The sequence below is a fragment of the Cytobacillus sp. genome (assembly GCF_032154635.1).
GTDB lineage: Bacteria > Bacillota > Bacilli > Bacillales > Cytobacillaceae > Cytobacillus.
The window spans coordinates 1-10,071 of record NZ_JALDXW010000071.1 but is presented as its reverse complement, the minus strand read 5'-3'; the positions used below and the strand labels follow the sequence as shown (position 1 = coordinate 10,071).

Here is a 10,071-nt window from a genome sequence, read left to right as displayed (position 1 = left end):
AAAAAGCACGTGAAGATTTCCATGTTGGAAACCTATACTTCAACCGTGGATGTACAGGTGCAATCGTTGGCTACCAGCCATTCGGCGGCTTCAATATGTCAGGAACAGACTCAAAAGCAGGCGGTCCTGACTACATCCAGCTTCACATGCAAGCAAAAACAACTTCTGAAATGTTCTAATGTAAAACAAATAACCAAAAGAGTGATTTGCCTTTGGCAGATCACTCTTTTTTATGTACATAGATAAGACAGTATAAACATAGAACAAGTGAAGTATCTAGCACAAGCGCCTATCGCCTATCAAACTTCAGGTCTCCTCTCTACGATAAGTCAACATCGGTTCGTTTACGCTTACCGTGTTTCCTTTATCTCAGTCGGAGCCCTTCTGCGTTTGTACGGAGATGATCAAGGCGCTTGTTCTTTTATATTTATCAAAGTATGTCGAATTAAATTTCTAATTATTTCAAAATTTACCCTTCCAAATTCATAAATGTTGTTATACAATAATTAACATAGTTTGATAACTGTATTATAACAACGGAGATGTTCATTCATTTAATGAACCCATAGCTAGTTACTCATACAAAAAATTGATTGAATTTTTAAAGGAGGAACTTATTCATGACAGGTGCAAGAGTACAGCAATTACAAGAAAGCTGGGAATTGGATAAGCGGTGGCATGGCATTGAAAGACCCTATTCGGCTTTAGAGGTAATTAAATTGCGTGGGTCAATTGATATTGAATATACTCTTGCTTGCAGGGGAGCGGAGAAACTTTGGAAGCTTATTAATGAAGAGGATTTCGTTCCAGCATTAGGCGCTTTAACTGGAAATCAGGCCCTCCAGCAAGTGAAAGCAGGATTGAAGGCTATTTATTTAAGCGGCTGGCAAGTTGCGGCTGATGCAAACCTCTCTGGTCATATGTATCCGGATCAAAGTCTATATCCTGCAAACAGCGTGCCGAGTGTTGTGAAAAGAATTAATCAGGCCTTGCAGCGTGCCGATCAAATTTATCATATGGAAGGGGATCAATCGATTGACTGGTTTGCTCCCATTGTCGCAGATGCAGAGGCAGGGTTTGGCGGGCAGCTTAATGTGTTTGAATTAATGAAAGGAATGATTGAAGCGGGTGCAAGTGGTGTGCACTTTGAAGACCAGCTTTCCTCAGAGAAAAAATGCGGCCATCTCGGCGGTAAAGTGCTGCTGCCTACACAGACAGCAGTGAAAAACCTAATTGCTGCTAGATTGGCGGCAGATGTTATGGGTGTGCCAACTATAATTGTTGCCCGAACTGATGCCAACGCTGCTGACTTAATTACGAGTGATGTAGATTCATATGATGCTCCATTTATTACTGGCGAGCGTACGCCAGAAGGATTTTTCCGGACGAAGGCTGGTTTAGAACAAGCGATTGCCAGAGGATTAGCCTATGCACCATATGCCGACCTTGTTTGGTGTGAAACCTCTGAACCTGATTTAGAGGAAGCTAGACGCTTTGCCGAAGCGATTCATAAAAAGTTTCCTGGCAAGCTATTAGCTTATAATTGCTCCCCTTCCTTCAACTGGAGAAGTAAGCTGGATGAAGAAACCATTGCTAAATTCCAAGTGGAGCTTGGCAAAATGGGCTATAAATTTCAATTTGTTACTTTAGCTGGCTTTCATGCGCTAAATCACAGCATGTTTGAATTAGCACGCGGATACAAGGAATATGGCATGTCTGCTTACTCGGAATTGCAGCAAGCTGAGTTTGCAAGTGAGGAATATGGCTATACGGCAACAAGGCACCAAAGGGAGGTGGGTACAGGCTATTTCGATCAAGTTTCAATGACAATTACTGGCGGAACTTCTTCAACAACAGCCCTGAAAGGGTCTACTGAAGAAGAGCAATTTACTGCTGCAAAGCAATAGGTGTAATCCCTCCTTTGCAAACAATATGTTGAGTATGGAGGATTCAGAGCCTTCAGCATGATTTATCCATTCTATCGTGATTTAACCTTTTTCTCCTATTTTGCACCTCTCTTCATTTGAAGAGAGGATTTTTTTGTATAAAAAGGTAATGATTATACTAGCACAACTGATAAAATGAATACATACATAGTAATAGCCCTTCTTTTCCTTAAATCAATGGGAGGTATGTAACTTTGTCAAAAAATGTAGATGATTATATTCAGCAAGGGATTTATGGTGAAAAACAAACAAAGCCAGATGAACGAAGAAGATTTCTTGGAACATTGAGAGAACGAATTGTTATTGCGTTAACTCAGTCGCAAGTAAGAGAGCCTGGCGTGTATAAACAGGTAGAGGACGCATTGAAGGAAAATCAAAAGGCTCATTTATACTTGAATGGCAATATGAGCTATGGCGAGTTTTCTAAATATATAAAAGTTGCAGGAAAATATATGGTAGATTATACAATCGTAACCAATAAAGATCATAACTCGGAAATTGGTCTTGTCCTTGCATATGACTATGCGATAGATAAGGAAGATATCTATGTAAAAAAGGAAATGGGAGTGAAAAAACAGGAAAAAGCCAAAGAGAAAAAAGGTGCCTTTACGATCCTTTCGAACGTATTCAAGCGGAGGAGTCAATAAGGCTCCTTTGTTTTTGTTTGCAGACAACAGAAGGGAAATGCAGATAAACTAGGAGGTTTGCAAATAATAAGGAAAGATTGCAAATAAACTGCCAAAATCATAAAAATCATGTTAATTTAATAGAAAATGGTACATTTGGCGGTGAAATATTTGAATCCAGTTGATTTAAGACCAAAGCAAAGGTCAAAAAGCAGAATTCGTGCAGGGACATGGTTTTACACGATTAAGAGATATGTAGAATGGATAACAGATGGGAAAAAATATGCCAAGGAGAAAAGTAATGACCCATTTCCGTATCTAATAGCAAAGCATCAATCCATTCTTCTTCGAAAATTAAAAGATGTTGAGATGTCTTTGCAGCACAATAAAATTATAAATTTACAAAAAGCGGTACCGCGATTAAACAAGATTATTATTCACCCTGGGGAAACGTTTTCTTATTGGCGGCTCATTGGAAAAACAACCTATAAAAAAGGGTATGTTGACGGAATGGTTCTTTATTATGGGAAATTTAAAACAGGTGTTGGGGGAGGACTTTGCCAGCTTTCCAATTTAATTTATTGGATGACCTTGCATAGTCCGCTTACAGTCGTTGAGAGACATCGCCATAGCTATGATGTTTTTCCCGATTCAAACCGTACACAGCCATTTGGAAGCGGTGCCACTTGTGCTTATAATTATCTTGATCTGCAAATAAAAAATGAAACGAACATTCCATATCAATTAAATCTTGAAATAACAAATACCCATCTTGTTGGGGAATGGCGGGCACATGAACCTGCATTATATACTTATGAGGTATATGAGAAAAATCACGAAGTGACCCCAGCCTATTGGGGCGGCTATCTGCGCCACAACGAGATTTACAGAAGGGTATTTAATAGGCAAAATCAGTTGGTCAGTGATGAATTTGTGACCGAAAATCACGCCATTATGATGTATGAACCTCTCTTGGAGAGTAAAGAAAATATAAGTATATAATATAATAGTCGATGGAAAAAAAGTGGTATCCTGTATGGATCTGCTTTTTTTATATCTCGAGTATTAACTGCGTAATGACTGCAAATCATGTTAAAATAGGCAGAAGGATCGGATATTATGTCAAATCAGGTAGTGGTTTAACGTATGAAAGTTTGATATGATAAATCATATTGTGTGAAGAAAAGAACATATTTGGAGGTGGCTTACATGTCTAGAATTTCTCCTGATCAGGTTAAGCATGTGGCAAACTTGGCGAGACTGGCAATTACGGAAGAAGAGACAGAAAAATTTACAAATCAATTGGATGCGATTATATCTTTTGCTGAACAGCTGAATGAAATAAATACGGATGGTGTTGAACCGACATCGCATGTCTTGGATATGAAAAATGTGATGAGAGAAGATATCCCACAAGAGGGATTGCCACAGTCTGAAGTGCTGAAAAATGCACCAGAACATCAAGACGGTCAAGTGAAAGTGCCGTCTATTATGGAATAAGGGGGGAAAGGTTTTGAGTTTATTTGATCATAAAGTATCTGAGCTTCATGAGAAATTACATAAAAAAGAATTGAAAGTTACCGATCTAGTCGATGAATCATACAAGCGCATTAGCGAAGTGGAGGAAAAGGTACAAGCCTTTTTGACTTTAGATGAGGAAAAAGCACGTAAAACGGCAAAACAAATGGATGAAAAGCTAGGAACGGATGAAGCGAAAGGGCTTCTGTTTGGAATGCCTATCGGTGTAAAGGACAATATTGTTACAAAGGGATTGCGCACTACTTGTGCAAGCAAAATATTAGAAAATTTTGATCCAATCTATAATGCGACAGTTGTTAATAAATTGCATCAAGCAGAAACAGTTACGATCGGGAAATTAAATATGGATGAATTTGCGATGGGCTCGTCCAATGAAAATTCAGCTTACAAGAAGACTAGAAACCCATGGAATCTAGATCGAGTGCCTGGAGGCTCTTCTGGTGGTTCAGCTGCCTCTGTAGCTGCTGGAGAAGTATTATTCTCTTTAGGATCTGATACAGGCGGTTCGATTAGACAGCCAGCTTCATTCTGTGGTGTTGTTGGAATGAAGCCAACATATGGCCGTGTTTCCCGTTTTGGACTTGTTGCATTTGCTTCATCACTCGACCAAATTGGTCCGATTACGAGAACGGTTGAAGATAATGCATATTTATTACAAGCCATTTCTGGGTTGGATTCGATGGACTCAACTTCTGCAAATGTGGCCGTACCAAGATTCGTTGAATCATTAACAGGTGATATTAGAGGCTTAAAAATTGCTGTGCCGAAGGAATATGTAGGTGAAGGCGTCCAAGAAGAAGTGCGTCAATCAGTATTAGAAGCTTTAAAGGTGCTGGAGAATCTAGGTGCAACATGGGAAGAAGTATCCCTGCCACATTCTAAATATGCACTTGCTGCCTATTATTTATTATCTTCATCAGAAGCATCCGCAAACCTTGCAAGATTTGACGGTGTGCGCTATGGATACCGGACAGAAAATGCGGAGAGCTTAATTGATTTATATAAAAAGACCCGAGCAGAAGGATTTGGTGAAGAAGTTAAACGCCGGATTATGCTTGGAACATTTGCACTGAGCTCAGGTTATTATGATGCTTATTATAAAAAAGCACAAAAGGTTCGTACATTAATTAAAAATGATTTTGAAGAAGTATTTAAGAAATACGATGTCATAATTGGCCCAACAACACCTACTCCAGCCTTTAAAATGGGTGAAAATACAAAAAATCCGCTAACAATGTATGCAAATGACATATTAACGATTCCTGTCAACCTTGCTGGTGTACCAGGAATTTCTATTCCGTGTGGATTTGTAAACGAATTGCCGCTTGGACTGCAAATCATCGGCAACCACTTCGATGAAAGCACGGTCTACCGTGTCGCACATGCTTTTGAACAGGCTACAGAATTTCATAAACAAAAGCCGGGATTGTAAGGGGGGATCAGACATGAAATTTGAAACGGTTATTGGACTAGAGGTCCATGTTGAATTAAAAACAGATTCGAAGATATTCTCAGCGAGCCCGAACCATTTCGGTGCTGAACCAAATACAAATACATCAGTTATTGATCTTGGCTATCCAGGTGTTCTTCCTGTTTTGAATAAGAAAGTCGTTGAATACGGAATGAAGGCAGCGATGGCACTTAACTGTGAGATTGCTCCGATTACGAAATTTGACCGAAAAAACTATTTTTATCCTGATAATCCAAAGGCATATCAGATATCCCAGTTTGACAAGCCTATTGGCGAGCATGGCTGGATTGAGATTGAAGTGGATGGGTATAAAAAGAAAATCGGCATTACACGCATTCATTTAGAAGAAGATGCTGGGAAGCTGACACATGGCAATGGCTATTCGTTGGTGGATTATAACCGTCAAGGAACACCGCTGATTGAAATTGTTTCAGAACCCGATATTCGCACACCAAACGAAGCGTATGCCTATCTTGAAAAGTTAAAATCAATCATTCAATATACGGGTGTATCAGATTGCAAGATGGAAGAAGGTTCATTGCGCTGCGATGCCAATATTTCTCTCCGCCCAGTTGGACAAAAAGAATTTGGCACAAAAACAGAGCTGAAAAACTTAAACTCCTTTAACTTTGTCCGTAAAGGATTAGAATATGAAGAAAAACGCCAAGAAGAAATTTTACTTGCTGGAGGCGTGATTGGGCAAGAAACACTTAGATACGATGAAGCAACAAACACGACGATCTTGATGCGTGTGAAAGAAGGATCTGATGATTATCGTTATTTCCCTGAGCCAGACCTTTTAGATATTCATATTGATGAGGACTGGAAAGCCCGAATTCGTGCGGAGATTCCTGAGCTTCCTGATGAGCGGAAAAAACGGTATGTAGAAGAGCTAGGCTTACCTGCCTATGATGCAGCTGTCTTGACCGTAACAAAGGAAATGGCAGATTTCTTTGAAGCAACCGTTCAAGCTGGAGCAGAAGCGAAGCAAGCGTCGAACTGGATCATGGGTGAGTTTTCTGCCTATTTAAAAGCAGAACAAAAGGAATTGGATGAAACAGCTTTAACTCCTGAAGCTCTTGCCGGAATGATTAAACTCATTGAGAATGGAACCATTTCTTCAAAGATTGCCAAAAAAGTATTTAAAGAATTGATTGAAAATGGCGGCAATGCTGAACAAATTGTAAAGGACAAAGGTCTTGTCCAAATTTCAGATGAAGGCGCGCTATTGAAAATTGTCACAGAAGTATTAGATAACAATCCGAAAATTATTGAGGATTATAAAAATGGAAAAGAAAAGGCAGCTGGCTCCCTAGTTGGTCAAATCATGAAAGCAACGAAAGGGCAAGCCAACCCGCCATTAGTAAACAAGATATTATTAGAGGAAATCAAGAAGAGATAAAACAAAGAGCTGGTGGATTTTTTCCATCAGCTCTTTTTCGACAATTTCTCTTAATATTTCCCAGGAAAAGCTAACAATCTACAAAGATAGTAGTGAAAATATAGAATGATAAAGTTATAATGATGGGAAGAAAAAAATGTAAAATGGCATAACTTTCCCCTTTTTATAACTTTTATATTAAATGAACATTAGGTGATCACAGTGAGTATTTTGAAAATCAATGATTTAGAAAAACATGAGGAGCATTCATTAGTTTTTCCCGTCTTTAGTTTAGAGGTTTTGGAGCATGAGGTGGTTGCTATTCATTCGAGCACGAATGTGCGGAACGTATTAATCAAGCTTTTTTTAGGAGAGCTCCCTGTTTCAAGTGGAGAATTAATCATAAATGGACAAGAAATTACGAAATCAAAAGAGGCTTACTTCGATCAAGTCGGCATGTATCTTTTGGACGATGGATTATACGAAAGATTGAGTGTAAAGGATCACTTTTCCTTTTTCAAAAAACTATACGGGTCGGAGCTTTCAATGGATGAAGCCCTGCGTATGACTCAGCTAGAGCCTAAACGGAATATTCGCCTTAGCAGGCTAACCGCTTCCGAAAAAAGGAGAGTGCATTTTGGGCGCTTGCTTTTTCAGAATCCCGCCTTGTTTTTATTTGAAGAACCAGACCAGAATGCCGATTTGGAAACGAAACAGGTATTTTTGAAGCTTGTAAGAAGAGTAAGTGAAAACGGCAAGGCTGTAGTCGTCCTAACAAGTAACATGGAAAGTGCACTCTCTGTAACAGATAAGGTTTGCCGCTTAGATGAAACAGGATTGCATGTGCTGGATGTTGTTGCTGACGAAGAGACAACAGATGCATTACCAAGAGAAGAACTTATAACGGAGGATCAAATAATTGAAGAGGAAATAATGATCCAGCCTGTTCGCTTTGAAAAGATTCCTACAAAGGTGAATGACAAAATTGTATTATTTGATCCTCCAGAAATTGATTACATAGAAAGCAATGAAGGGCAGTACAATATTTATATTAAAGGAGAAATGTATCCATGTGTGTTTACGATGGCAGAGCTTGAAACCCGTCTACATCCATACGGGTTCTTTAGATGTCACCGTTCTTACATTGTTAATTTACAAAAGGTTCGTGAGGTTGTCACTTGGACAAGAAATAGCTTTACCTTAGTATTAGGTGATGCGAAAAAGTCATCCATCCCGTTATCAAAGACGAAAATGGCAGAATTGAAAGGGATGTTAGGGCTAAAATAATGCTCCATTCCAAGTAAATATTGCTCCATTCACTCTGTAATTTGCTCTTTTCATCCAAATAATGATGCATGGCAATGATTTGTTTCATAAGATTAGGTCATACGAAAGCAAAGGCGCTTAACGGTGCTAAAGCAAAACATGACAACAAGCAAATCAAATTGGCCAGGAGGATGAAAATGGAGAACATTATAGAAGTTGCGGGATTAGCAAAAATGTTTGCCAATCAAACAGCATTAAAGGATGTTTCGTTTAAAGTAAGAAAAGGAGAGACATTTGGATTTTTAGGTCCAAGTGGATCCGGAAAAACAACGACAATAAAAATTTTAACTGCACAATTAGCTCAAACGGACGGAGATGCAAATGTTTTCGGTGTTCCAGCTTCAAAGCTAAAGGAAGCTCGTTATCGTAAAAAAATCGGCGTATTAACAGATAATAGCGGACTTTATGAAAGATTAACGGTCTTGGATAACTTGAAGCTTTATTGCGGTCTATATGATGTAAATGAAACAAGAATTGATGAAGTACTAGAGATGGTAAACCTTAAGGATAATAAAAAGAAAGTCGTTTCGAAGCTTTCAAAAGGTATGCTCCAAAGGGTAACACTTGCAAGAGCCTTTCTGCATAAGCCTGAGCTATTGTTTCTTGACGAGCCGACTTCTGCGCTTGATCCAGTCAATTCTAGGCATATTTATAAAGGGCTTGAGCAGCTAAAAGAGAATGGGACGACGATTTTCTTGACAACACATGATATGAATGAGGCTGAGCTGCTTTGTGATCGAGTTGCTTTTTTAAATAATGGAAAAATCCAATTGATTGGCCCGCCAAGAGAGCTGCAGAAAAAGTATGCGGACGACACGCTAACTGTAGAGCTTGCAGATGGCAAGATTGAAATCATTCATAAAGGAGAAAAAGGTGCACAAACAATGTATCAACTAATGAGTGAAAATAAAGTTATATCTGTGCATTCGAATGAACCGACTCTTGGAGATATTTTCGTAGAAATTACAGGGAGGAAATTATCATGACTTTTTCATTGAAGCGGACGATGGCGATTTTTCAAAAGGATTATAAAGATGTCAGCAAGAATATGTATGTGTCCTTTACAGTGGTGATCCCCATATTTATGGCCTTTCTATATGGCTGGCAAGGGAATATGACAATTGATATGCACTATATTGTATTTAATATGACTCTGTCTTTAGTAGGGGCATATGTTCAATGTTCGTTAATAGCAGAAGAAAAAGAGAAAAATACACTGCGTGGCTTAATGCTTTCTCCAGCTAGTACATTAGAAATTCTGGCGGGGAAGAGTCTCCTCACTTTTATTACTACGATGGTTATCATAGTTCTGTCTGCTTATATTGTAGATTATCAACCTGAGAGTATAGGTCTTATTGCGGTTGGTATTATATTGTCAGCCATTTTTTATATCGGACTGGGAACTCTCCTTGGTCTTGTCACGAAGTCAGTGATGGAAGCTTCCGTTGTCATTATGCCATTTTTCTTTATCTTTACTTTCGGGTCATTTGCTGCTGGATTAGCTGAGAAATTCCCGGTTCTAAAAGTTGCGGAATATATGCCGAATAGCCAGTTAGTTGAATTGGCAAAGGCAGTTGAAGCAGGTGGGGGATTTGGAGATGTTTGGACATATTTTGCAGTAATAAGTGCATGGATTGCTGCTTCCTTTCTACTGGCGTATGCTACATTTAAGAAACGGATGATGGATTAATCCTTCATTTAACAAATTGAATGTACTGACTCTGTCCCTATGTTAGTTATTCCCGACTATTTAAGGCTGATGGATCTTCCATCAGCCTTTCT

Annotated in this window: 10 protein-coding genes; all 10 read left to right on the top strand. The window is 38.9% G+C overall.

Annotation, left to right across the window (positions count from 1 at the left end; genetic code table 11):
• Positions 1-179: aldehyde dehydrogenase family protein (locus tag RUH74_RS23555; RefSeq protein WP_313805140.1), on the top strand; the 179-nt coding region annotated here is incomplete at its 5' end.
• Between the two features lie 441 nt (positions 180-620).
• Positions 621-1,907 (top strand): isocitrate lyase, encoded by a 1,287-nt coding sequence (aceA, locus tag RUH74_RS23550; RefSeq protein ID WP_313805138.1) that lies wholly within the window; start codon positions 621-623, stop codon positions 1,905-1,907.
• Positions 1,908-2,140: 233 nt separating this feature from the next.
• Positions 2,141-2,593: a YueI family protein gene (locus tag RUH74_RS23545; protein ID WP_313805135.1), complete on the top strand. Its 453-nt coding sequence runs from the start codon at positions 2,141-2,143 to the stop codon at positions 2,591-2,593.
• 150 nt (positions 2,594-2,743) lie between these two features.
• On the top strand, positions 2,744-3,574 hold the full coding sequence (locus RUH74_RS23540) for a VanW family protein (RefSeq protein WP_313805132.1): 831 nt from the start codon (positions 2,744-2,746) through the stop codon (positions 3,572-3,574).
• 207 nt (positions 3,575-3,781) lie between these two features.
• The gene (gene gatC, locus RUH74_RS23535) at positions 3,782-4,072 is read left to right on the top strand and encodes an Asp-tRNA(Asn)/Glu-tRNA(Gln) amidotransferase subunit GatC (protein ID WP_057767020.1); all 291 of its coding nucleotides are present in this window, start codon (positions 3,782-3,784) and stop codon (positions 4,070-4,072) included.
• A 13-nt stretch (positions 4,073-4,085) separates the two neighbouring features.
• A complete protein-coding gene (gene gatA, locus RUH74_RS23530; RefSeq protein ID WP_313805126.1) occupies positions 4,086-5,543 on the top strand; it encodes an Asp-tRNA(Asn)/Glu-tRNA(Gln) amidotransferase subunit GatA in 1,458 nt (485 codons plus the stop codon).
• Between the two features lie 13 nt (positions 5,544-5,556).
• On the top strand, positions 5,557-6,984 hold the full coding sequence (gene gatB, locus RUH74_RS23525; protein WP_313805123.1) for an Asp-tRNA(Asn)/Glu-tRNA(Gln) amidotransferase subunit GatB: 1,428 nt from the start codon (positions 5,557-5,559) through the stop codon (positions 6,982-6,984).
• 201 nt (positions 6,985-7,185) lie between these two features.
• On the top strand, positions 7,186-8,250 hold the full coding sequence (locus tag RUH74_RS23520) for a LytTR family transcriptional regulator DNA-binding domain-containing protein (RefSeq protein WP_313805120.1): 1,065 nt from the start codon (positions 7,186-7,188) through the stop codon (positions 8,248-8,250).
• A gap of 176 nt (positions 8,251-8,426) precedes the next feature.
• The gene (locus tag RUH74_RS23515; protein ID WP_313805117.1) at positions 8,427-9,275 is read left to right on the top strand and encodes an ABC transporter ATP-binding protein; all 849 of its coding nucleotides are present in this window, start codon (positions 8,427-8,429) and stop codon (positions 9,273-9,275) included.
• Entirely contained in the window at positions 9,272-9,979 is a 708-nt protein-coding gene (locus tag RUH74_RS23510) for an ABC transporter permease (RefSeq protein WP_313805114.1), read from the top strand. The genes RUH74_RS23515 and RUH74_RS23510 overlap by 4 nt, the downstream gene beginning before the upstream one ends.
• Positions 9,980-10,071: the final 92 nt, after the last annotated feature.